A 22,082-nucleotide genomic window follows, 5' to 3' on the forward strand; every position below is an offset into this window, starting at 1 on the left:
CAGTCCGTAAAAACCCGGGTTCCTTGGCTTTTTATATCGCACTACGATCTATTTTCGTATGACGATAAAAACACCAAGGAGCGGGGATGGAACTTATCGATAACCTCATGCTGGGGTTCTCCGTGGCGTTCACGCCGGAGAACCTGCTGTATGCGCTGTTGGGATGCGTCCTGGGCACGCTGGTGGGCGTGTTGCCTGGCTTGGGCCCTGTGCCCACCATCGCGATGCTGCTGCCGATCACCTATGTGCTGCCGCCCGTTGCGGGGCTGATCATGCTGGCGGGCATCTACTACGGGACACAGTACGGCGGCTCGACCACCGCCATACTCGTCAACCTGCCAGGCGAGACATCGGCGGTCGTCACCGTGCTCGACGGCCACCAGATGGCCCGCAACGGCCGCGGCGGCGCCGCGCTGTCGCTGGCCGCCATCGGCTCCTTCTTCGCGGGCTCTGTGGCCACCATGCTGATCGCGGCATTCGCGCCGCCGCTGGCCGAGGTCGCGTTCAAGTTCGGGCCGGCCGAGTACTTCTCGCTGATGACGCTGGGCCTGGTCGGGGCGGTGGTGCTGGCTTCGGGCTCGCTGGTCAAGGCGATCTGCATGATCCTGTTGGGGCTGCTGCTCGGCCTGGTTGGCACGGACGTCAATTCGGGCGTCGCCCGATATGACTTCGGCATCCCGGAGCTGCAGGACGGCATCAATTTCGCGATCGTGGCGATGGGTGTGTTCGGCTTTGCCGAGATCATGAACAACCTGGAACTGAAGGACAAGCGGGTCGAGATCACGGACAAGGTGGGTTCGCTGTATCCCAACCGGCAGGAGGTCCGCGAAGCGGCGCCCGCGATCGTGCGCGGCACCGCGGTCGGATCGATGCTGGGCATCCTCCCCGGAGGCGGCTCGGTGCTGTCGGCCTTCGCTTCCTACACTCTGGAAAAGAAGCTGTCCAAGGAACCCGGGCGTTTCGGCAAAGGCCACCCGGCCGGCCTGGCCGGGCCGGAGTCGGCCAACAATGCGGGGGCGCAGACGTCGTTCATCCCCTTGCTGACGTTGGGCATCCCGGGCAACGCGGTGATGGCGCTGATGGTGGGCGCGATGACCATCCACAATATCCAGCCCGGCCCCCAGGTCATGACCAGCCATCCCGACCTGTTCTGGGGCCTGATCGCATCGATGTGGATCGGCAACTTGATGCTGGTCATCCTCAACCTGCCGTTGGTCGGGCTTTGGGTCAAGCTGCTCAAGGTTCCCTACCGCGTCCTGTTTCCGGCGATTCTGGTGTTCTGCACGATTGGGGTGTATTCGCTTAACTACAACACCTTCGATTTGTACATGACGGCCTTCTTCGGGGTCGTCGGCTACATCTGGAGCAAGCTGCGCTGCGAGGGCGCGCCGCTTCTGCTTGGCTTGGTGCTCGGCCCGATGATGGAAGAGAACTTCCGCCGCGCGCTGTTGTTGTCGCGCGGCGATTTCACGACATTCATTGAGCGGCCGCTATCTGCTTCCCTGCTGGGCGCGGCAGTGGTGCTGGTCGTGCTGGTCGCGCTGCCGAACATCCGCAAGAAGCGCGAAGAAGCGTTCGTCGAAGAGGACTGAGGCCGGGCCGCTTCCGCCTTTCGGGGGACCGGCCGTACTTTAGGCTGAAGACGTCCGGCTCCTGCGATCCGCGGTACAGATTGTCCATGCCCGGGCGCTTCCACAGCGCCAATCAGGTTTTTGTACTGTCGGCCGCCGCGATGCTGAAGCCTATGGCGGTGGTCCGGTTGGCCGATCTGGCGTAGCTGCGGCCGCCGTGCATGCGGGCGATGGCGGCGACGATGGCCAATCCCAGTCCATGATGGTTGGCATCGAATTCGCGGGAGGTGTCGCTGCGGTAGAAGCGGTAGAAAAGCCGTGGCAGATGTTCTTCCGGTATGGGTTCGCCGGTGTTGCGCACGGAGATCAGGATTTCGCCAGCGTCGCCGCGGGAGATATCGACCTCGATCACGCTGCCGGAAGCGGCATAGCGCACCGCGTTCGAGACCAGGTTCGACACGGCGCGCTGGAACAGTGCGCGATCGACCTGGGCCGACGCATCGCCCACTACCGCGATATCGACCCCCGCGTCCAGGGCCTCGGCCTCGTGGTATTGCGTCACCTCCTGGACGATGGCGGCCAGGCTGGCCTGCCAGCTGCCCCGGGCCTGCGCGCCGCGGTCGGCCTGCGACAGGAACAGCATGTCGTTGACGATGCTGGAGAGGCGCTGCAGTTCTTCCAGGTTGGAACCCAGCGTTTCGCGCAAGGCCTGCGGCGACGGGCGCGTGCTCAGCGCCAGCTCGGTCTCGCCGATCAGCGTTGCGAGTGGCGTGCGCATCTCGTGGGCCACGTCGGCATTGAATCCCTCCATCTGCACGTAGGCGCGCTCCAGCCGCTGCAGCACGGCGTTGAACTGGCGCACCAGGGGCCGGATCTCGCAGGGCTGGCCGCTTTCGTCGAGCCGTTCGCCGATGCGGTCCGGGGCTAGCTGCGCGGCCTGCTTGCCCAGCGCGTCCAGCGGCGCCAGCCCTCTGCGCACCAGCAGGGTTCCGACCGCCGCCACGACGATGGCGCCGGCCAGGGCGCAGGCGAACAAGGTCCAGGCCAGCGCCTTGCGCAGGAGGATATCGCTGGAGATGTCCAGCACCAGTTCGGCGTTCATGGCGTCGCCGGGCGCGCCGGGAAAGGGCAGCGTGAAAGCGATGCGCCGCTCATGCTTGAAGTCGTTGTCGCCGGCGATGGGGCTGCCGTAGTAGACCTTTTCGCCGTCGATCTCCAACACCAGCGAAAAATCGGGGCGGCCATAGAAGAAGTCGCTGAGCTTGTGGCGCAAGCGGGTGGAGTCCTGGCTGGCGGCGTTTTCTTCGACCAGGTGCCGTACGACCTCGACCTTCTGCTGCAGCAAGGCTTCCTGGCGGCTGGCCAGGTTGAGGTTGGTCGCGTAATAGACCACCGCGCATACCAGGCCGAGCGCGATGAAAGTCTGGATCGCCAGCCAGCGCGACAGCCAGCGGTGCAGCGATTTGGGGCGCTGCCCGGGCATCAGTCGCTCCGCGGTTCCAGCACGTAGCCCATGCCGCGCACGGTGTGCAGCAGTTTCTTGTCGAAGGGTTCGTCGACCTTGCCGCGCAGGCGGCGGATCGCGACTTCGACCACGTTGGTGTTGCTGTTGAAGTTGATGTCCCACACCTGTTCGGCCAGCTCCAGCCGCGACAGGACTTCGCCTTGCTTGCGCATCAGCAGGGCCAGCAGGGTGAATTCCTTGGCGGTCAGGTCCAGCCGCACGCCGTCGCGGCTGGCGCGCCGGCGCAGCAGGTCCAGTTCCAGCCCGTCGATGCGCAGCACGTTCTGGGCGATGGTCTCGATCTGGCCGTGGCCGCTGCGCCGGCCCAGCGCCAGCACGCGGGCCAGCAGTTCCGACAAGGCGAAAGGCTTGGCCAGGTAGTCGTCGGCCCCGTCGCGCAGGCCCTTGACGCGGTCTTCGAGCTTGTCGCGCGCGGTCAGCATCAGGACGGGGACGCGGCTGGTCTTGCGGATCTCGGCCAGCACCGAAAAGCCGTCCATGGCGGGCAGCATCACGTCCAGCAGGACCAGGTCGTACTGGCTTTCACGCACCAGATGCAGTCCGGTGACGCCGTCCTGGGCCACGTCGACCACGTAGTTGTGTTCGGTCAGCGCTCGCCGCAAGTACTCGGCGAGTTTTTTTTCGTCTTCGATTACGAGTACTTTCATGTCAGCGGAAATAAAAAGAGTGCGCGGAAGTCCTCGGATGCTGCGTCTATTCTAGGCGGAATCGTTCTGGGGAATAAACGCAAACAGGGCGGCCCAGCCGCCCTGCGCAGCGCCGGCGGGCACGCGGGGCGCGTGCGCCACGGGCCCGGCGCTCAGCCCGGGGTGTAGATCTCGTCCAGGCGGGCGCGTTCGGCCGGCGTCATGGCTTCCAGCTCCGCCATCGCGTCGGCGCGGGTACGGGAGGTGCCCTGCTTGGCCCAGCCCGGCTTGGCGGCGTTCAGATTGGTCAGAAACCACTGCTTCGGGTCGGACTTGGCCACGGCCAATTCGGTCTTCACCTCGTCGCGCGTCTTGCCGCTGACGGCGTGGTCCGGCGCGATGGCGTAGCCGATCTCCGTGTTGGTCTGGTGCCAGGTGCTCGATGCGCTGGCGGCAAAAGGAAGGGCCAGGGCGGAACCCAGGGCGAGGGCAGCGGTAACGGTTTTGATCTTCATGGATATCTCCCAGGTTGAGCGCGGCGCCGGTCGCGGTGTTGCGTCAGGCGCATACACGCTGTTTGTGTAGCGACGGTGACACTCTACGGACCCATGCCCGTCAATTCGCCGACGCCCTGATTACGTTTTCGTAAGGCCGCGAACCTTACGGAAATGTCATTTTTCTGTCGCTCGATTGACGAACCCGTCTGGATACATTGCCGGCTCGCCCCTTTCCTGGTTGAACCATGCATGTATCCGCTATGCCGCTGATCCTGGCGGCCTCGATGATCGCCGCGTCTGCTGCCGCATCCGCGCAGAACGCGGGCGCAGCCCGAACTTCCGTACCCACGGCGCAGAGCGAGAACGGCGCCGTGCTGACGCTGGAGCGCGCCCTGGCCGCGGCGCTCGAACGCAATCCCGGGTTTGCCGCGGCGAAGAACGAGGCCGCGGCGAGCGAGGGCCTGCTCACGCAGGCGGGCGTGCTGCCCAACCCTTCCATCGACGTGAGCGTGGACGACACGCAATCGGCCACGCGCACCACCACCGCCATGTTGAACGTCCCGCTGGAAACCGGCGGCAAGCGCGCCGCGCGGGTCAAGGCGGCTGAGCTGTCCAGGGACATGGCGCGCCAGGGCGTCGCGGACACGCGGGCCGGCCTGCGCGCGGCAGTCATCGCGGCCTATTTCGATGTGGCGGTGGCGCAGGAGTCCGTGCGCGTGACGCGCGGCACCGTGGATATCGCCAGCGGCGCCTTGCGGCTGGCGGAGAGGCGCGTGGCCGCGGGCAAGGCGCCGCCGCTGGAGGGCAGCAAGGCCCAGGTCGCGTTGGCCAGCGCGCGCATCGAGGCGCGCGCGGCCGAGGCTGCGCTGCTGGGCGCACGCCGCAAGCTCGGCCTGCTGTGGGGCGAAGCAGAGCCGGGTTTTGCCAGCGTGGGCGCGGATCTGAACGCATTGCCGGAACGGGCGTCGATAGACGAGTTGCGGGCAGGCCTGGCCGCATCGCCCAGGATGCAGGGCGGCAAGCTTGCCGTCGACCTGGGGCAGGCGCAGCTGGAAGTCGAGAAGAGCAAGCGCTATCCCGACATCACGCTGAGCGCCGGCGTGGCCCGCGACAACGAAGCGGGCCGCGACAAGGCCCAGCTTGGCGTGTCCATTCCGCTGCCGATCTTCGACCGCAACCAGGGCAATGTCTACGCCGCCACCATGCAGGCCTACAAGGCGCGGGACCAATACCGCGAGCTGGAATCCGGCCTGATGGGAGAGCTGTTGCAGGCCGTGACCCGATTCGATCTGGCAGCGGGTTCCGCGCGCGAGTATCGGAGCGCCGTGCTGCCGGGGGCCACCCAGGCCTATGAGGCTGCGCGCAAAGGCTTCGAGGCGGGGAAGTTCGGCTTCCTGGAAGTGCTGGACGCGCAGCGCACCCTCTCCGACGGAAACATCGCCTACCTGACGGTGCTGGCATCCGTGTACCAGGCTTCCGCGGATATAGACCGCATTCTCGGACGTTGAAACGAGCATAAGAAAATGGCAAAGCACAAGAGCAAGCAACCCCCCAAGATGTGGACCGCGGCCGGCCTGTGCGCGGCGCTGCTGTTGGCGTCCGTGTATCCGGCGCAGGCGGCAGGCGAGGCGGAGCACGGACATGCCGAGACCGGGCAGGGCGAGCAGGCCGAGAAGGAACAGGAAAAAATCGCGCTCACGCCCGAGCAGATCGCGGTGGCCGGCATCAAGTCCGAGGTCGCTGCGCCCGCCGCGCTGGCGACATCGGCGCAGTTCCCCGGCGAGATCAAGTTCAATGCGGACCGGACCGCGCACGTGGTGCCGCGCATGGCCGGCGTGGTGCAAAGCGTGTCGGCCGACCTGGGCCAGCAGGTCAAGAAGGGCGAACTGCTGGCCGTCTTGTCCAGCTCGGCGCTGTCCGAGTTGCGCAGCGAATGGCTGGCGGCGGCCAAGCGGCGCGACCTGGCCGCCCAGACCCACAGGCGCGAATTGCGCCTGTGGCAGGAAAAGGTATCAGCGGAACAGGACTACCAGGCGGCCCGCACCGCGCTGCAGGAGGCGGAAATCGCCGTGCAGAACGCGGAGCAGAAATTGCGCACCGTGGGCGCCGAGCCGCGCTCCAAGGACCTGGGCAGCCTGGAGATCCGCGCGCCCTTTGACGGCGTGGTGGTGGAAAAGCACATCGCGCTGGGCGAAGCCTTGCCCGACAACGCCAGCATCTTCACCTTGTCGGACCTGCGCACCGTCTGGGCCGAATTCGTGATCGCGCCCAAGGATTTGCAGGATGTACGCGTGGGCGAAGCGGCCAGCGTGAGCTCCGCCGCGTTCGCCGGCAGGGCCGAGGGCACGGTCTCGTACATCGGCTCGTTGCTGGGGCAGCAGACGCGCACGGCCACTGCGCGCGTCACGCTGGAGAATCCGGACATGGCCTGGCGTCCAGGGCTTTTCGTTTCCGTCGACGTGGTCACGCGGATGTCGGACGCCGCGGTGACGGTGGCGGCCGACGCGGTCCAGACCATCGACAACCAGCCTGCCGTGTTCGTGGAGGCGCCCGGCGGCTTTGTGGTGCAGCCGGTGAAGCTGGGCAAGGCTTCGAATGACCGGGTAGAGGTGCTGTCTGGGCTTGCCCCCGGTACGCGCTATGCCGTCGAGAACACCTTCGTCCTCAAGTCGGAGCTGGGCAAGGCCGGCGCCGAGCACGCACACTGAGCCGGGGCGGAACATGTTTGAACGCTTGATCCGTTTCGCCATTGAGCAGCGCTGGCTGGTGCTGTTCGTCACCTTGGGCATGGCCGCCATCGGCGTCTACAACTATTCCCGGCTCGCCATCGACGCGGTGCCGGACATCACCAACGTCCAGGTCCAGATCAATGCCGGGGCGCCTGGGTACTCGCCGCTGGAGACCGAGCAGCGCATCACCTATCCGATAGAGACGGTGATGGCCGGCCTGCCGGGGTTGCAGCAGACGCGCTCGCTATCGCGCTACGGCCTGTCGCAGGTGACCGTCATCTTCAAGGACGGCACCGACATCTATTTCGCCCGCCAGCTGGTGAACCAGCGCCTGCAGGAAGCGAAGGAAAACCTGCCCGAAGGCGTGACGCCCATGATGGGGCCGATATCCTCGGGCCTGGGCGAGATCTACTTGTGGACGGTGGAGGCGCAGGACGATGCCAGGAAACCCGACGGCACGCCCTACACCCCCATGGACCTGCGCGAGATCCAGGACTGGATCATCAAGCCGCAGCTGCGCAATATTCCCGGCGTCACCGAGATCAACGCCATCGGCGGCTATGCCAAGGAGTACCAGGTAGCGCCCAGCACCGAGAAGCTGGCCTCCTACGGCCTGGCGCTGACCGACATCATGGCCGCGCTGGACAGGAACAACGCCAACACCGGTGCGGGCTACATCGAACGCAAGGGGGAGCAGTACCTGATCCGGGCGCCCGGGCAGGTCCGGTCCATGGACGACATCCGCGACGTGGTGCTGGCAACCGTGGAGGGCCAGGCGATCCGGATACGCGACGTGGCCGAGGTGTCCATCGGGCGCGAGCTGCGCACGGGGGCGGCGACCAGCAACGGCGAGGAGGTGGTGCTGGGCACGGTGTTCATGCTGATAGGCGAGAACAGCCGCGCGGTGTCCCAAGCCGTGTCCGTCAAGCTGGAAGCCATCAATAAATCGCTGCCGGCGGGCGTGCAGGCGGTGACGGTCTACGACCGCACCACCCTGATCGACAAGGCCATCGCCACCGTCAAGAAGAACCTGCTGGAAGGCGCGGCGCTGGTCATCGTCATCCTGTTCGTGTTCCTGGGGAACATCCGCGCGGCGCTGATCACGGCGATGATCATCCCGCTGTCCATGCTGTTTACCTTCACCGGCATGGTGAGCTACAAGGTCAGCGCCAACCTGATGAGCCTGGGCGCGCTGGACTTCGGCATCATCGTCGACGGCGCGGTCGTCATCGTGGAGAACTGCGTGCGGCGCCTGAGCCACGCGCGGGCGCACCATGGCAGGCCGCTCACGCGCAGCGAACGCTTCCACGAGGTGTTCGCGGCCGCGCGCGAGGCCCGCAGGCCGCTGCTGTTCGGCCAGTTGATCATCATGGTCGTGTACCTGCCGATCTTCGCCCTGAGCGGGGTGGAAGGACGCATGTTCCATCCCATGGCGCTGACCGTGGTGCTGGCGCTGCTGGGGGCGATGATCCTGTCCGTGACCTTCGTGCCGGCCGCCGTGGCGCTGTTCATGGGGAACAACGTCTCCGAAAAGGAGAATCGCCTGATGGCCTGGGCCAAGCGCCGCTACGAGCCCCTGCTCGACGTCGCGCTGCGCCGCACGCCGCTGATCCTGGCGGGAGCAACCGTCTTGGTGGTGTTGAGCGGGGTGCTGGCGGCGCGCATGGGCAGCGAGTTCATCCCCAACCTGAACGAAGGCGACATGGCGATCCAGGCGCTGCGGATCCCGGGCACCAGCCTCACGCAGTCAGTCGAGATGCAGAAGCAACTGGAGACCAGGCTGAAGCAGAAGTTCCCGGAGATCGAGCGCGTGTTCGCCCGCACCGGCACCGCGGAGATCGCCTCCGATGCCATGCCGCCCAGCATTTCCGACGGCTACATCATGCTCAAGCAGATGGACCAGTGGCCCAGCCCCAGGAAGACCCGCGCCGAACTGCTGGCGGCGATCCAGGAGGAAGCCAGCCAGGTTCCCGGCAGCAACTATGAGTTCTCCCAGCCCATCCAGCTGCGCTTCAACGAGCTGATCTCGGGCGTGCGCAGCGACGTGGCGGTGAAGGTGTTCGGCGATGACAACGACGTGCTGAATCGTACGGCAGCAGAGATCGCCGAGGTCTTGCAGACGATACCGGGCGCTTCGGAAGTGAAAGTCGAGCAGACCACCGGGCTGCCGATGCTGACGGTCAACATCGACCGCGCCCGCGCCGCGCGTTACGGGCTGAGCATGGCGGACGTGCAGGACACGCTGGCCATCGCCGTGGGAGGTCGAGAGGCGGGGACCTTTTTTCAGGGAGACCGGCGCTTCGACATCGTGGTGCGTCTGCCCGAAACCGTGCGCGAGAACCTGTCCGCGTTGAAGAAGCTGCCCATTGCCCTGCCCAGGCAGGACGGGCAGGCGCAGGCCGCCTACATCCCGCTGAGCGAGGTCGCCACCTTCGATCTGGCGCCGGGCCCCAACCAGATCTCGCGCGAGGACGGCAAGCGCCGCATCGTGGTCAGCGCCAACGTGCGCGGCCGCGACCTGGGCACGTTCGTGTCCGAGGCCACCGTGGCCATCGGGCAAAAGGTGCAGGTGCCGGCGGGCTACTGGACCTCCTGGGGCGGCACCTTCGAGCAGTTGCAATCCGCGGCCAAGCGCCTGCAGATCGTGGTGCCGGCGGCGCTGGTGCTGGTGTTCGCGTTGCTGTTCGCGATGTTCGGCAACGTCAAGGACGGGTTGCTGGTGTTCACCGGTATCCCCTTCGCGCTGACCGGCGGCGTGATCGCCTTGTGGATGCGCGGCATACCGTTGTCCATAACCGCCGCGGTGGGCTTCATCGCGCTGTGCGGCGTAGCGGTGCTGAACGGCCTGGTGATGCTGTCGTTCATCAGCGGCCTGCGCGTGGAAGGCAAGTCCGTGGCCGAGGCCGTGCGTATCGGGGCGCTGACGCGCCTGCGTCCGGTGCTGATGACGGCGCTGGTGGCCTCGCTGGGCTTCGTGCCGATGGCGATCGCCACCGGCACGGGCGCCGAGGTCCAGCGTCCGCTGGCCACCGTGGTGATCGGCGGCATCATCTCTTCCACCATCCTCACGTTGCTGGTACTGCCGGCCCTTTACCGCCTGGCGCACAGGAACGACGACGCCGACGAACTTGAACTGTCGAAACCGGCCTTGGCCCGGGAATAGGTCCGTTACGGAGGCGATCCGATGAATGCCAGACCCGATATCGATATCGCTGTGCTGGGCGCAATCAGCCCGATACAGCTATCCGTCATCATTCCATTCCTCAACGAAATGGAGGTGCTGCCGGCCTGCCACGAACGCCTGCGGCGGGTCTTGAAGACGTTGGGGCTGTCCTACGAGATCGTGTTCGTCGACGACGGCAGCAGCGACGGCAGCGCCGAATACCTGCAGGCCCTGCTGCGCGAGGAACGCGGCATCAAGCTGGTCAGGCTGAGCCGGAATTTCGGCAAGGAGGCCGCGATGACCGCAGGGATAGAACATGCGGCCGGAGCCGCGGTCATCATGCTGGATGCCGATCTGCAGGATCCGCCCGAGGCCATCCCCGCCATGGTGCGGGCCTGGAAAGAGGGCGCCGACGTCGTCAGCATGCGGCGGCGCAGCCGTGCGGGGGAAAGCGTCCTGAAGCGCCTTTCCGCCTATGCCTACTACAGGCTGCTGAGCCGCTTGAGCAAGGCCGCTATCCCGCCCGACACCGGCGATTTCCGGCTGATGAGCCGACGCGCCGTGACGGCTTTGCTGCAGCTGCCCGAACGGTGCCGCTACATGAAGGGCCTGTACGCCTGGGTGGGCATGCCGACCCGGATCATCGATTACGACCGCGAGCCCCGCGCCGCTGGCGTCACCAAATGGAGCTACCTGGCGCTGTTCCGCCTGGCCATGGAAGGCATCACCTCGTTCTCCACCGCGCCCCTGCGCTGGGCGACGGGGCTGGGGGCGGCCGCGGCCCTGGGCGGCGCGGTCTTCGGCGCCGCCATCATCTTCAAGACCCTGATGTTCGGCGATGACGTCGCCGGCTATCCCTCGCTGATGGCGATGATGACCTTCATGGGCGGCGTGCAACTCATCACCATCGGTCTGTTGGGCGAGTACGTGGGCAAGACCTATATGGAAAGCAAGCAGCGGCCGGTCTATCTGGTGCGCGACGTGCAGCACAGCGGAGCGGCGGGCATGGCGGCATCGGGCCATGGGAGGGATGCGGCTTGCAGCTGAGCGCGCGGACCATGGCCGCCGGGCTGGCGGCGATACTGGGCGTGCGCCTCTTGGCGATGGTCCTGGTGCCATTCGCCGACACGTCCGAGCCACGCTATGCGGAGATCGCCAGGCTGATGGCGGAAACGGGCGACTGGATCACGCCCTGGTTCGCACCGGGCGTGCCGTTCTGGGGCAAGCCCCCGTTGGGGTTCTGGGCCGAGGCGCTGTCGATCCGATTGCTGGGGTTGAGCGAATTCAGCATCAGGCTGCCGTCGCTGCTGGCCACGGCGGCGACCCTTGCCATTCTTCATGCGCTGGGGCGCCGCCTGTTTACGCTACAGGCCGCCAGATGGACCGTGCTGGTGTACGCATCCATGTTCCTGCCCCTGGTCGCGGCCGGGGCAGTGTTGACCGATCCGTTCCTTGCCCTGGGCGTCACGCTGAGCATGGCGTCATTCATCCTGGCGCGCGGGCCGGCGGCGGGGTTCTGGCGCTACGGATTTTTCCTGGGAGTGGCGATCGGCCTGTTGTCCAAGGGACCGCTGGCCGTGGTGTTGGTGGCGGGCGCCATCGTGCCCTGGATGCTCTGGCATGGGAACGTCCGGGCCAGCCTGCGGCGCCTGCCATGGGCAGCGGGAAGCGTGATGACGGCGGTCCTGGTGTTGCCCTGGTACGTGGCGGCGGAGATCAAGACGCCGGGCTTCATCCAGTATTTCATCGTAGGCGAGCACGTCCTGCGCTTCGTGGATCCGGGCTGGACCGGCGATCTCTACGGCTCGGCGCACAGCCGGCCCTACGGCGCCATCTGGCTGGACGGGATCGTGGCGTCGTTGCCTTGGGGAGTGTTCGGCGTCTGGCTGCTTGCCCGACGCTGGCGCGGGCCGGTGCGGCGGGCCGGCAGATGGCTGCGCCGGCCACGCTGGACCTATCTGTTGGCCTGGGGCGCGGCCACGCCGCTCTTCTTCACCCTGTCGGGCAACATCCTGTGGACCTACGCGCTGCCGGCCTTGCCGCCGCTGGCCTTGGCGATAGGCGCATGCCTGAGCCGCGCCCGCGCCCTGGCGCCGGCCCGCGTGGCGACGGCCTGCATGGCGTTGGGGCCGATTGCGGTGATTGTTTTCTGCGGCTTGCTGCTGGCCAAGCCGGAGCGGCTCAAAACGGAAAAACACCTTGTCGCCCGGGCCGACGCGCTGATGGCGCCCGGCGAAAAGCTCTACTTCGTCGACAGCCTGCCGTTCTCGGCGCGCTACTACTCGCGGGGCGCGGCCGCACGGGTGCCGCTGGAAGGCTTGGAGGCCGTATTGCCCAAGGACGGCAGGGTATTCCTGGCAGTGGAAAAAGCGGATCTGCGGCGGGTGCGCGAGCAGACGGGCGTGGAGCTTGAGCCGGTCTACACCAGCCGGCGCTACGTCTTGGTGATCGCCGGCACGCCGGCAGATCGCCGCCGGAGGCCGGCGGCGATGGCTTTATCGTCAAGGGCCGGGCCTGGATCCGGGCCCGGCCAGACTCAGAAGCCGACGGCCTGGCCGTCGCGGCGCGAGTCGGACGCCGCTACGTAGCCGCCTTGCGGCAGGCGGCAGATCAGCTGCGCCGAACCGAATTCCAGACTGTCGGCGGGCGCCACGGCGACGTTGTGGCCGCGTGCGCGCAGCGCGTCGACCACGTCCGCCGGCAGGTGCGATTCCACATTGACCACCGGGCCTTTTTCCACGCGGAAGCGCGGCGCGTCGCTCATGGCCTGCGGGTTCTGGCCGAACGTCGCCAGGCGCGTGACCATTTGCAGATGACCCTGGGCCTGCATCGATCCGCCCATCACGCCGAACGACATCAGCGGCTGGCCGCCGCGCGTGACGAAGGCGGGGATGATGGTGTGCATCGGCTTCTTGCGCGGCGCGACCTGATTGGCGTGGCCGGGCGTCAACACGAAGTTCAGGCCGCGGTTGTGCAGGCTGATGCCGGTGTCGGGCACCACCACGCCGGAACCGAAGCCGTGGTAGTTGGACTGGATGAAGGACACCATGGTGCCGCTGGCGTCGGCCGCCGTCAGGTACACGGTGCCGCCGGTGGCGGGCGTGCCCGCGACCGGCACGCTGGCGCGGTCCATGGAAATCTGGCGCGCGCGCTCGGCCAGGTAGCTGCGGTCCAGCAGGGCGGCGGCGCTGGTGCGCATGTGGCGCGGATCGGCGACGTGGTGGTGCAGGTCCGCGAACGCCAGCTTCATCGCTTCGATGCTGACGTGGTAGTAGTCCGCGCTGTCGCGGCCCATGCTTTCCAGGTCGAACTGTTCCAGCATGCCCAGCGCCATCAGCGCCGAGATGCCCTGGCCGCTGGGCGGGATCTCGTGCAGTTCGTAGCCGCGGAACGATTGCGAGATTGGCGTGACCCATTCGGGACGGTGCTCCGCCAGGTCCTCGGCACTGAGCGCGCCGCCGGTCTGGCGCGCGAAGCCGGCGATCTTGCGGGCGAGCTCGCCGCGGTAGAAGCTCTCGCCGCCGCTTTCGGCGATGGCGCGCAGCGTCTTGCCCTGCGCGGGAAAGCGCCACCATTCGCCGGCCTGCGGCGCACGGCCCTCGGGCAGGAAGGCGGCGGCAAAGCCTGGCTCCTGCGCCAGCTTGGGCGCTTGCGTGGCCCACTGGCGGGCGATGGTGGGCGATACCGCGAACCCTTCCTCGGCATAGGCGATGGCGGGTTCGAACAACTGCGCGAAAGGCAGCTTGCCGAAGCGCTCCGACAGCGCCTTCCATCCCGCGACCTGGCCCGGCACGGTCACCGTGCCCCAGCCGGTGCCGGGCATGGCGTCGCGGCCGGCGAAGTACTCCGGCGTCCACGCGGCGGGCGCGCAGCCGCTGGAGTTCAGGCCGTGCAGCTGGCCGTCATGCCAGACCAGCGCGAACATGTCGCCGCCGATGCCGTTCATGACGGGTTCGACCACTGTCAGCGCGATGGCGGTGGCGATGGCGCTGTCCACGGCGTTGCCGCCGGCCAGCAGCATGCGCAGCCCGGCTTGGGCCGCCAGCGGCTGGCTGGTGGCGACCGCGTTGGCGGCCAGGACCGGCATCTTCCGGGATGCGTAGGGGAAAGACCAATCGAAGGGTAAGGACATGGAAACGGGGAACTCGTAGTGAAAATTACTGCGGCGTGATGCCGGCCTGATCGATCAGCTGCTTGGTGCGCGGGATTTCGGCCTTGATGAAGGCGGCGAATTCCTCGCGGCTGCCGCCGCGGGGCTCCGCGCCGGCTTCCGCGAGCTTACTGCGCAGCGCCGGATCGGCAAGCACTTTGTTGACGGCGCGGTTGAGCTTGTCGAGCACCGGAGCGGGCGTGCCTTCGGGCGCGACCAGACCGTACCACGGCGCGATGTCGTAGCCGGCGTAGCCCTGTTCCGCGATCGTGGGAATCTCGGGCGCCAGCGCCGAGCGCTTGGCGTTGGACATGCCGAGCGCCAGCAGCGCGCCGCTCTTGGCCTGGGGCAGGCCGGTCATGATGGTGTCGAAGTACATCGAGACCTGGCCGCTGAGCAGCGCGGGGATGGCTTCGCCGGCGCCCTTGTACGGCACGTGCAGGATGTCGATGCCGGCCACGGACTTGAGCATTTCGCCCGCCATGTGCGAAGTCGTGCCGGTGCCGAACGAGGCGTAGGTCAGTTTGCCCGGGTTGGCGCGGGCGTAGGCCACCATTTCCGGCAAGGTCTTGAACGGCTGCGACGGATTGGCCAGCAGGATGTTGGGGGTGTACGCCACCATGGATACCAGCGCGAAGGCGTCGGGGTCGTAGGACAGGCGCTTTTGCAGGAAGCGGTTGGTCACGATGGCGGCGGGGCCGCCCATCAACAGCGTGTAGCCGTCGGGCGTTGCGCGTGCCACCGAAGCGCTGCCGATAGCAGCCGCGGCGCCCGGACGGGCTTCGACGACGAAGGGCTGGCCCAGTTCCGTCGACAGCGCGGCGCCCAGCTGGCGCGAAATCAGGTCGGTGGCGGAACCGGCCTGGAAGGGCACGACGATGCGCACCGGATGCTGCGGCCAGTCGGTCGCCTGGGCGCCCGCTTGGGCGGCAAAGGCCACGGCGGCGGCGCCTGCCAGCGCCCGGATGAAACGAAACTTCATGAATTCCCCTTGATCGCGTTATGGAGTGCGTGCAGGGATTAGACGCAAGCGGGCGCTGCAAGACCATTAGGATTTGCATCCATGGATCATTGGATCCAATTTGTGTTATTTTTGTGGTTATCTATCATGGCGGCTTTCGTGGGCCTATCCGTCGGCCCTAGCCCCGGGACTCCAATGCTGCAATTCCAAAAGACAGCCATCAGCGCCGAAGACGAGGCCTACCTGCATCTGCAGCGCGAAATCCGCCTGGGCCGCTACGCGCCCGGCCAGCGCCTGGTGCCCGAGGTGGTCGCGGCCGAAATCGGTACCAGCCGCATGCCGGTACGCGGCGCGCTGCGCCGGCTGGCCTCGGAAGGATTGGTCGAGATCCGCGCCAACCGCGGCGCGGTGGTGCGCGGCCTGAATCAGCAGGAAATGCTGGAAGTGTTCGAAATGCGGTCCGTGCTGGAAGGCCTGGCCATGCGTAACGCGGTGCTGCACATGGGCGCCGAGCACATCCGCCGCCTGTCGCTGCTGCTGGAACAGCTGGAGCAGGGGCCGGGCGAACACCTGGACTGGATCACCGCGCATCGCGAATTCCACGAATACCTGTGCAGCTTCTGCCAGCAGCCGCGCCTGCTGCGCCAGATCTCGGAGCTGCATTCCGTCGTCGAGCCCTATATGCGCCTGTGGGTGGCCCAGCCCGGCCGCGTCCTGCGCGTGCGCGAATCGCACCAGGAATTGATCGCCGCGTTGCAGACGCGCGACCCGGCGCGTTGCGAAGCGGCCATGCGTCAGCATGTGCTGAACACGGTGCCCGCCCTGCAGGCGTTTCTGGAGCAGGCGGCCTAGGACGCGCGGCTTTGCTCTAGACTGGCGTCATCCTCTACGCGCCCGTCCCGTCATGACCGCATCCGCCGATCTCATCCGCCGCCTGGACCTGCTGCCGCACCCCGAAGGCGGCTACTACCGCGAAACCTATCGCGCCGCCGATGCCGTGACGCGCGGCGACGGCGCGCGCCGCTCGGCCAGCACCGCCATCTATTACCTGCTATGCGACGGCGCCTGGTCGACCTGGCATCGCATCCGGTCCGACGAACTCTGGCATTTCCATGCGGGCGGCGCGCTGCTAGTCCACGTGCTGGCGCCGGACGGCGCTTACCGCTGCCTGCGGCTGGGCGACGCGCTGAAGGACCCTGAGGCCGCGTTCCAGGCGGTCGTGCCGGCCGGCAGCTGGTTCGCGGCAGAATTGGCCGACCCCGCCGGCTATGCGCTGGCCGGCTGCACGGTGGCGCCTGGCTTCGAGTTCAGCGAGTTCGAGTTGGCCGACGCCGCCGACCTGCAACGGCTGTACCCCGCGCAGGCCGGGGTGATCGCGCGCCTGGCCCGCTAGTCGGCGCCCTGTGCTTGCGGTTTTTTCCTGCGGGTGAACTTGGCCTCGCTTGCCAGTACGCCCGCCACGATCAGGCCGGCGCCTACCAACGCCAGCGCCGGGAGCCGGTCGCCGGCCAGGCGTCCCACGATGCCGCCCCACACAGGCTCGCCGGCATAGATGACGGTGGCCCGGGTTGGAGACACCGACTTCTGCGCCCAGTTCATGGTCAGCTGGATGATGGCGCTGGCCAGTCCCAGGCCGATGGCCGCGCCCGCCCACAGCCATGAGAATTCGGGCACCGCCTCGCCCATCACGGGCATCAGTGCGAACGACACCAGGCCTGCCGTCAACAACTGCACGAAGGTGACGCGGCGGCTGTCGACCTTCTTGGCATAGTGGCCGATCAGGATGATCTCCGCGGCGATCGCCGCGGCCCCGGCAAGCGTCGCCGCTTCGCCCACGCTGAAATTCAGCGCGCCCGCCTGCGGACCCGCCAGCAGGATCAGGCCCGCGAAGGCCAGCGCCACGCCCACCCAGCTCATCAGGCCTGGCGGCTTCTTCAGCACGGCCCATTGCAGCAGCGGCACGATGGGCACGTACATCGCCGTGATGAAGGCGGACTGGCTGCTGGTGATGGTCTGCAAGCCGTAGGTCTGCAGGAAGTAGCCCAGGAACAGGGCGCAGCCGATGGCGATGCCGGCGCCGACCTCCTGGCGGGTGATCGCAGCCATGTGCTTGCGGAACATCAGCAGCGCCATCAGGCCGGCGATGGTGAAACGCACGCCCACGAAGAACAGCGGTCCGCTGTGCTGCATGGCGATGTGGATGATGAGGAAGGTGCTGCCCCACAGCATGGTGACCAGCACCAGCGCGATTTCCTGGCGGGACAGGGCGAACATCGAGGTCTTGGACTTCACGGTCTGCTTCGGGCGCGACGAAATGGCGAGCACTATACAGCGCTTCGGTGACCGCTCACCGAACAGATTCCCCGATTCCGGGCGGAGCAGGCATATAGCCAGGAGTAATATGACGCGTCCGGCGTCGTCAGGCCGCCGGAGACGACAAGCCGGTGCACGCCTCGTTCTTCCCGCTCCCGCCGCGCCTTTTTGGGCGGCGCTGGCGAACCTGGGCGCGCCAAGCGGCCACAAGAAGATATCGAGGAGAAGCGCAAGTGGAGAAGCAAGAGTCGGGCGGCTGGTATTTCGGCTGGAACATCGTAGGCGCCGCTACGGTACTCACCCTGTTGACGGTCGGCCTGCGCATGGGGGTCGGGCCGTTCTTCCTGCCCATCGCCGACGCCCTGGGCTTCACGCGCAGTACGCTGTCCGGCATCGTCGCGATCGGCATGCTCTGCTATGGGCTGGCCATGCCGGTAGCAGGTTATCTGGTCGGCACGCGCGGCACCCGCTTCGTGCTGCTGACCGGCACCGCCATCGTCGTGTTGTCGATCATCTGGACGGTCTACGCGCGCGGCCCCATCGAATTCCTGCTGTCCTTCGGCGTGGCGCTGTCCATCGGCCTGGGCTTCACCAGCCCGGTAGCGTTGACGCCGGTGATCAGCCGCTGGTTCACGCGCCAGCGCGGCATGGCGCTGTTCTTCCTGTCCACCGGTTCCATGGCCGGCATCGCGCTGATGACGCCGACCCTGACCTTCGCGATCTCGGCCGTGGGCTGGCAGGAAACGCTGCTGGGCTTCGCCGCGCTGTTCGCGCTGCTGACCGTGCCGATGGCGCTCTTCGTCATGCGCGATGAAGCGCCGGAGCACACCGACCTGCTGCCGCACCAGATCATCGACAAGGCGGGACCGGCCAAAGCCGCGGCGAAGCAGCCGGCGCCCAATGTGCGCGCGGCGCTGAACTCGCTGCCGTTCTGGCAGGTGGCGCTGGGCCTGTTCGCCTGTGGTTTCAGCATGAACCTGCTGGGCACGCACGGCGTGCCCATGCTGATGGACCATGGCTTTGACGCCACCACCAGTTCGCTGGGCATCGGCCTGATCGGCCTGGTCGCCATCTTCAGCACCCTGGTGCTGGGGCGCATGTCCGACCAGGTCGAACGGCGCGCCATCCTGGCCGCGATCTATCTGGTGCGCGGGCTGGGTTTCTTCGCGCTGGTCATGGTGGGGGCGCATTGGGAACTGTACGCAGCGGCCACCCTGGGCGGCATCGCGTGGGCAGGCAGCATCGCCCTGTCGTCGGCCATTCTTGCGGACGTCTACGGCGTGCGGCTGGTGGGCGTGCTTTACGGACTGGTCTACCTGGGCCACCAGGTTGGCGGCATGATCAGCTCATGGCTGGGCGGCTGGGCCTACGAGACCTTCGGCACGCATTGGGTGGCCTTCGGGGCAGCGGGCGCGCTGCTGTTGGCGGCGGCCCTGATTTCCTTGCGCCTGCCGGCGCGGGGCCTGCCGCGCGCGGTAGCGGTGGCCGGCCGTTGATCCCCGCGGACTGTGGGCGATGCCGTCCGCAGCGTTTGCCATCGCATCCGTGACGCCGGATGCGATGGTCTCCAGGACCGTCCTAGCGGTCCTTCAGCAGCGATACCAGTTCCGGCACGTAGCGGTCGCCGCCGCCCTGAGTGACGGCCTGGTCGAACGTGTGCTGCACGGCCGCGCCGATTTCCCGTACCGCGCCCGTTTCCGCGGCCATGGTGTTGTAGTAGGACAAATCCTTCTGCGCATTCGACATGAAGAACCGCAGCGAGGACGGATCCTGTTCCAGCAGGTAAGGCTTGATGCGTTCCAGTGCCACGCCGCCGCCGCCGCCCTTGGCCAGCACGTCGGCGAACACCGCCGGATCGATCTCCGCGCGCAGCGCGCAAGCTGCGGCTTCCGACAGCAGCGCGACCACGCCCAGCGACACGTAGTTGTGCAGCAGCTTCATGCGATGGCCGGCGCCGATCGGGCCGGCATGCGTGATGTTCTCGGCGAAGCAGGCCAGCAGCGGCTTGCATTCCTCGAACAGCGCGGCGTCGCCGCCCACCAGCAGATTGAGCCGGCCCTCGGCGGCTTCCTTGGGGGTGCGCGTCATCGGCGCATCGAGGAAGCGGCCGCCGGATTCCGTCACGGCCTGCGCCACCTTGACGGTGGAAGAGGGGATCGCCGTCGAGCAATCGATGATCACCGTACCGGGACGCAAGCCCGCCAGCACGCCGCCCTCGGACAGCAGCACGGCCTCGACCTGCGGGCTGCCGGTAACGCAGAGGATGATCACGTCAGACTGGGCCGCCAGCGTGGCGCCATCGGTCACGCTGGTTGCGCCCGCAGCCTTCAGCGCGTCCAGGGGCTGATTGCCCGGGTGCTCAAGCACGGTCAGCGCGTGCCCGTGCTTGACCAGATTGCTTGCAATGCCATGGCCCATGAGGCCGATACCAACCATGCCGACTTTCGCCATCTTCCACTGCTCCTGCCATGTAGGGGTTTGTTATGGCGTAAATCTTACTCTGACTTGCGGATCGTCCGCGCCGCGATCACAGGTCTGCGGATAGCGGTGCCGGCAGCAGACTTCTTTGCGATACTCGAGGTATTCCGCGTGAAAAAACCAGGCTTGAGCATGACAGACTCCATTCCTTCCGGTTTCGCGCCTTGGCGCCCCAGCAGCCCCTTCATGGAACATCTGGCCGACCTCGGCGCGCTCTACAAGCGCGATGCCGATTGCGTGCTGGCCCTGCGCGTGGGGATGGCGCACACCAATATGCACGCCATCGCCCACGGCGGCCTGCTCGCCACGCTGGCCGACAGCGCGCTGGGCCATACCATCGCCGAGCAGGCGCAGGCCTCGGTGGTCACGGTGCAGATGTCGGTGGAATACCTGAACCCGGTCAAGCCCGGGGACTGGCTCGAAGCCCATGTCCGCATCGACAAGCAGGGCCGCCGTCTGATCTACGCCACCTGCCTGCTGCAGGTCGAAGGCCGCGTCATGCTCAAGGCCAACGCGGTCTTCGCGGTGCGCGCCGCGCCCGCGCCGGCTTCCGACGGTTGAGCTTCTTGCGGGTCTACAAGTAAGGCGTAGCCAGCCAGATCACCTTGTTGCGCAGGCGCTTGGCGAACGGCGCGCGCAGCAGGTTCTCCAGCGTCTCGCGCTGGCCCTGCGCGATCAAGCCGTCGACCCGCGCGCCGATCCAGCGCGCCACGCCGGGGTCGTAGATTTCAGTATCCAGCTCGAAGTTCAGCCGCAGGCTGCGCGGATCCAGGTTGGACGAACCCACATAGGCCCACGCGTCGTCCACCGTCATCAGCTTGGAGTGGTCGAACGCGCCATGCGAACGCCAGACCCGGCAGCCCGTGCGCACCACCTGGTCCAGCTGGGCCGTCATCGCGTAGTCCACCAGCCGCAGGTTGTTCTTCCCGGGAATCACGATGTCCACCACCACGCCGCGCCGCGCGGCCGTGGCCAGCGCGCCGATCAGCGTCTGGTCCGGCAGGAAGTAGGGCGACTGGATGCGCACGTGGCGCTGCGCCACCGCCAGCGCGCCCAGCAGCATATTGTGCGTGCTGCCCAGCGCGCGGTCCGGGCCGGACGGCACGCAGCGCATCGGCACGTCGCCCGTCGGCGGCAAGGCCTCGGGATCGAACCAGGGCCTGGCCGGCAGGGATTCGTGCGTCGTGAAGTTCCAGTCGTGCGCAAACACCGACATCAGCTGCGTCACGATCGGTCCTTCCACCCGGAAGTGCGTATCGCGGTTGGTGCCATCGCCCGCCAGCGCGCTGACGAAGGCCGCGCGCACGTTCATCCCTCCGGTAAAGCCCAGGCGTCCGTCCACCACCAGCACCTTGCGGTGGCTGCGCAGGTTGGCATAGGGCATGCGCAGTACGCCCAACGGATTGGTCATGAAGCGCGCCACTGGCACCCCGCCGCGCGACAGCATGCGCACGATGGGCGGCCGCGAATACTTGGAACCGATGGCGTCGATCAGCACCCGCACCTCGACCCCGCGCTCGCGCGCCTCGATCAGCGCCTGCGCCATCTCCCGCCCGATCGCGTCGTTGTCGAAGATATAGCTCTGCATCGCCACCGCGTGGCGCGCTTCGCGGATCGCCTGCAGCATCGCCGGATAGGCCTCGTCACCGCCGGCCAGCGGCCGCACCGCGTTGCCGCCCAGCAGGCGGAAACGGCTGACGCGGTCGCCCAGCACCTTCAGCGACGCGAACTGCTGGCCCGAGATCGGCGCCACGTCCACCGGCGCGGTCTCGACCTGCTCCGCATCCACCACCATCGCCTCATCGCGCTGCTGCGACAGCCGAGTCTTGCGGATCCGGTTGATGCCCGCCACGAAATAGAACAACGCGCCGAACAGCGGCGAAAATAGCGCCACCCCCACCCAGCCTATGGCCGCCCGCACGTCCTGTTTGGTCATCGCGGCATGCACCGCCGCGCCCGTTCCCGCCACGATGCTGATGGCAAACACCAGATGGGGCCAGTAATCGATCAAGATTGCATGTATGCGGTCCATGGCGATGGCGTAAGCGCGGCCTCCGTAGATGATCAAT

General features: G+C 67.1%; 18 protein-coding genes. 10 read left to right on the forward strand and 8 right to left on the reverse strand.

Translation table 11 applies throughout. The features are described 5' to 3' along the window. The first annotated feature begins 86 nt into the window (after positions 1 to 86). A complete protein-coding gene (locus IB257_RS22560) occupies positions 87 to 1,592 on the forward strand; it encodes a tripartite tricarboxylate transporter permease (protein WP_054453493.1) in 1,506 nt (501 codons plus the stop codon). A 112-nt stretch (positions 1,593 to 1,704) separates the two neighbouring features. Here the strand turns inward: IB257_RS22560 and IB257_RS22565 are convergent, their stop codons facing one another. From IB257_RS22565 to IB257_RS22575, 3 genes are all read right to left on the reverse strand, one after another. Beyond that, the gene (locus tag IB257_RS22565) at positions 1,705 to 3,054 is read right to left on the reverse strand and encodes a heavy metal sensor histidine kinase (protein WP_192492852.1); all 1,350 of its coding nucleotides are present in this window, start codon (positions 3,052 to 3,054) and stop codon (positions 1,705 to 1,707) included. Continuing rightward, positions 3,054 to 3,743, reverse strand: coding sequence for a heavy metal response regulator transcription factor (locus tag IB257_RS22570; RefSeq protein WP_192492853.1), 690 nt, complete (start codon positions 3,741 to 3,743; stop codon positions 3,054 to 3,056). The genes IB257_RS22565 and IB257_RS22570 overlap by 1 nt, the downstream gene beginning before the upstream one ends. 152 nt (positions 3,744 to 3,895) lie before the next feature. Next, complete coding sequence (locus IB257_RS22575; RefSeq protein WP_175161644.1) at positions 3,896 to 4,237, reverse strand: DUF4148 domain-containing protein; 342 nt, start codon at positions 4,235 to 4,237, stop codon at positions 3,896 to 3,898. 227 nt (positions 4,238 to 4,464) lie between these two features. Between IB257_RS22575 and IB257_RS22580 the strand changes: the two genes are divergently transcribed. Genes IB257_RS22580 through IB257_RS22600 form a run of 5 tightly spaced genes read left to right on the forward strand, consistent with a single transcriptional unit; the run spans position 4,465 to position 12,699 of the window. After that, a complete protein-coding gene (locus IB257_RS22580) occupies positions 4,465 to 5,727 on the forward strand; it encodes a TolC family protein (RefSeq protein ID WP_192492854.1) in 1,263 nt (420 codons plus the stop codon). A 15-nt stretch (positions 5,728 to 5,742) separates the two neighbouring features. Continuing rightward, positions 5,743 to 6,927, forward strand: a complete 1,185-nt coding sequence (locus IB257_RS22585) for an efflux RND transporter periplasmic adaptor subunit (RefSeq protein WP_119449590.1) — start codon at positions 5,743 to 5,745, stop codon at positions 6,925 to 6,927. Positions 6,928 to 6,940: 13 nt separating this feature from the next. Beyond that, positions 6,941 to 10,111: a CusA/CzcA family heavy metal efflux RND transporter gene (locus IB257_RS22590; RefSeq protein ID WP_192492855.1), complete on the forward strand. Its 3,171-nt coding sequence runs from the start codon at positions 6,941 to 6,943 to the stop codon at positions 10,109 to 10,111. Between the two features lie 21 nt (positions 10,112 to 10,132). Continuing rightward, positions 10,133 to 11,158: a glycosyltransferase family 2 protein gene (locus tag IB257_RS22595; RefSeq protein WP_192492856.1), complete on the forward strand. Its 1,026-nt coding sequence runs from the start codon at positions 10,133 to 10,135 to the stop codon at positions 11,156 to 11,158. Next, positions 11,149 to 12,699 (forward strand): glycosyltransferase family 39 protein, encoded by a 1,551-nt coding sequence (locus tag IB257_RS22600; protein WP_192492857.1) that lies wholly within the window; start codon positions 11,149 to 11,151, stop codon positions 12,697 to 12,699. Before IB257_RS22595 ends, IB257_RS22600 begins: the two co-directional genes overlap by 10 nt. Here IB257_RS22600 and ggt read toward each other — a convergent pair. Continuing rightward, positions 12,648 to 14,243: a gamma-glutamyltransferase gene (gene ggt / locus IB257_RS22605; RefSeq protein ID WP_225589085.1), complete on the reverse strand. Its 1,596-nt coding sequence runs from the start codon at positions 14,241 to 14,243 to the stop codon at positions 12,648 to 12,650. The two genes, IB257_RS22600 and ggt, sit on opposite strands and share 52 nt — an antisense overlap. A gap of 25 nt (positions 14,244 to 14,268) precedes the next feature. After that, positions 14,269 to 15,243 (reverse strand): tripartite tricarboxylate transporter substrate binding protein, encoded by a 975-nt coding sequence (locus IB257_RS22610; RefSeq protein ID WP_054453478.1) that lies wholly within the window; start codon positions 15,241 to 15,243, stop codon positions 14,269 to 14,271. Positions 15,244 to 15,417: 174 nt separating this feature from the next. Between IB257_RS22610 and IB257_RS22615 the strand changes: the two genes are divergently transcribed. After that, entirely contained in the window at positions 15,418 to 16,074 is a 657-nt protein-coding gene (locus tag IB257_RS22615) for a GntR family transcriptional regulator (RefSeq protein ID WP_013395291.1), read from the forward strand. Positions 16,075 to 16,126: 52 nt separating this feature from the next. After that, positions 16,127 to 16,615 carry a cupin domain-containing protein gene (locus IB257_RS22620; protein ID WP_175161657.1) on the forward strand — a complete coding sequence of 163 codons (489 nt, stop codon included), beginning with the start codon at positions 16,127 to 16,129 and terminating at the stop codon, positions 16,613 to 16,615. Here the strand turns inward: IB257_RS22620 and IB257_RS22625 are convergent. Further along, positions 16,612 to 17,496: a DMT family transporter gene (locus IB257_RS22625; RefSeq protein ID WP_119449606.1), complete on the reverse strand. Its 885-nt coding sequence runs from the start codon at positions 17,494 to 17,496 to the stop codon at positions 16,612 to 16,614. The genes IB257_RS22620 and IB257_RS22625 overlap by 4 nt on opposite strands. 272 nt (positions 17,497 to 17,768) lie before the next feature. Here IB257_RS22625 and IB257_RS22630 point away from each other — a divergent pair, with 272 nt between their 5' ends. Next, on the forward strand, positions 17,769 to 19,031 hold the full coding sequence (locus tag IB257_RS22630; protein WP_054453472.1) for an MFS transporter: 1,263 nt from the start codon (positions 17,769 to 17,771) through the stop codon (positions 19,029 to 19,031). 82 nt (positions 19,032 to 19,113) lie between these two features. Here IB257_RS22630 and IB257_RS22635 read toward each other — a convergent pair whose 3' ends face one another. Then, positions 19,114 to 19,986, reverse strand: coding sequence for an NAD(P)-dependent oxidoreductase (locus IB257_RS22635; RefSeq protein WP_119449596.1), 873 nt, complete (start codon positions 19,984 to 19,986; stop codon positions 19,114 to 19,116). Between the two features lie 159 nt (positions 19,987 to 20,145). Here IB257_RS22635 and IB257_RS22640 point away from each other — a divergent pair, with 159 nt between their 5' ends. Then, positions 20,146 to 20,574 (forward strand): PaaI family thioesterase, encoded by a 429-nt coding sequence (locus IB257_RS22640; protein WP_054453468.1) that lies wholly within the window; start codon positions 20,146 to 20,148, stop codon positions 20,572 to 20,574. Between the two features lie 13 nt (positions 20,575 to 20,587). On the opposite strand, the gene cls is transcribed toward IB257_RS22640, so the two are convergent. After that, on the reverse strand, positions 20,588 to 22,045 hold the full coding sequence (gene cls, locus IB257_RS22645) for a cardiolipin synthase (RefSeq protein ID WP_175161679.1): 1,458 nt from the start codon (positions 22,043 to 22,045) through the stop codon (positions 20,588 to 20,590). Positions 22,046 to 22,082 lie beyond the last annotated feature (37 nt).

The sequence above is a fragment of the Achromobacter sp. ACM03 genome (assembly GCF_014851665.1).
GTDB classification, from domain to species: Bacteria; Pseudomonadota; Gammaproteobacteria; order Burkholderiales; family Burkholderiaceae_B; genus Achromobacter; species Achromobacter aegrifaciens.

What these genes read in the sequence shown, in the direction of transcription:
- IB257_RS22590 (WP_192492855.1), top strand. Translation starts at nt 6,941, where the DNA reads ATGTTTGAACGCTTGATCCGTTTCGCCATTGAGCAGCGCTGGCTGGTG.
- IB257_RS22570 (WP_192492853.1), bottom strand. Translation starts at nt 3,743, where the DNA reads ATGAAAGTACTCGTAATCGAAGACGAAAAAAAACTCGCCGAGTACTTG.
- IB257_RS22635 (WP_119449596.1), bottom strand. Translation starts at nt 19,986, where the DNA reads ATGGCGAAAGTCGGCATGGTTGGTATCGGCCTCATGGGCCATGGCATT.
- IB257_RS22560 (WP_054453493.1), top strand. Translation starts at nt 87, where the DNA reads ATGGAACTTATCGATAACCTCATGCTGGGGTTCTCCGTGGCGTTCACG.
- cls (WP_175161679.1), bottom strand. Translation starts at nt 22,045, where the DNA reads ATGGACCGCATACATGCAATCTTGATCGATTACTGGCCCCATCTGGTG.
- IB257_RS22625 (WP_119449606.1), bottom strand. Translation starts at nt 17,496, where the DNA reads ATGTTCGCCCTGTCCCGCCAGGAAATCGCGCTGGTGCTGGTCACCATG.
- IB257_RS22640 (WP_054453468.1), top strand. Translation starts at nt 20,146, where the DNA reads ATGACAGACTCCATTCCTTCCGGTTTCGCGCCTTGGCGCCCCAGCAGC.
- IB257_RS22565 (WP_192492852.1), bottom strand. Translation starts at nt 3,054, where the DNA reads ATGCCCGGGCAGCGCCCCAAATCGCTGCACCGCTGGCTGTCGCGCTGG.
- ggt (WP_225589085.1), bottom strand. Translation starts at nt 14,243, where the DNA reads ATGTCCTTACCCTTCGATTGGTCTTTCCCCTACGCATCCCGGAAGATG.
- IB257_RS22595 (WP_192492856.1), top strand. Translation starts at nt 10,133, where the DNA reads ATGAATGCCAGACCCGATATCGATATCGCTGTGCTGGGCGCAATCAGC.
- IB257_RS22620 (WP_175161657.1), top strand. Translation starts at nt 16,127, where the DNA reads ATGACCGCATCCGCCGATCTCATCCGCCGCCTGGACCTGCTGCCGCAC.
- IB257_RS22585 (WP_119449590.1), top strand. Translation starts at nt 5,743, where the DNA reads ATGGCAAAGCACAAGAGCAAGCAACCCCCCAAGATGTGGACCGCGGCC.
- IB257_RS22575 (WP_175161644.1), bottom strand. Translation starts at nt 4,237, where the DNA reads ATGAAGATCAAAACCGTTACCGCTGCCCTCGCCCTGGGTTCCGCCCTG.
- IB257_RS22580 (WP_192492854.1), top strand. Translation starts at nt 4,465, where the DNA reads ATGCATGTATCCGCTATGCCGCTGATCCTGGCGGCCTCGATGATCGCC.
- IB257_RS22610 (WP_054453478.1), bottom strand. Translation starts at nt 15,243, where the DNA reads ATGAAGTTTCGTTTCATCCGGGCGCTGGCAGGCGCCGCCGCCGTGGCC.
- IB257_RS22615 (WP_013395291.1), top strand. Translation starts at nt 15,418, where the DNA reads ATGCTGCAATTCCAAAAGACAGCCATCAGCGCCGAAGACGAGGCCTAC.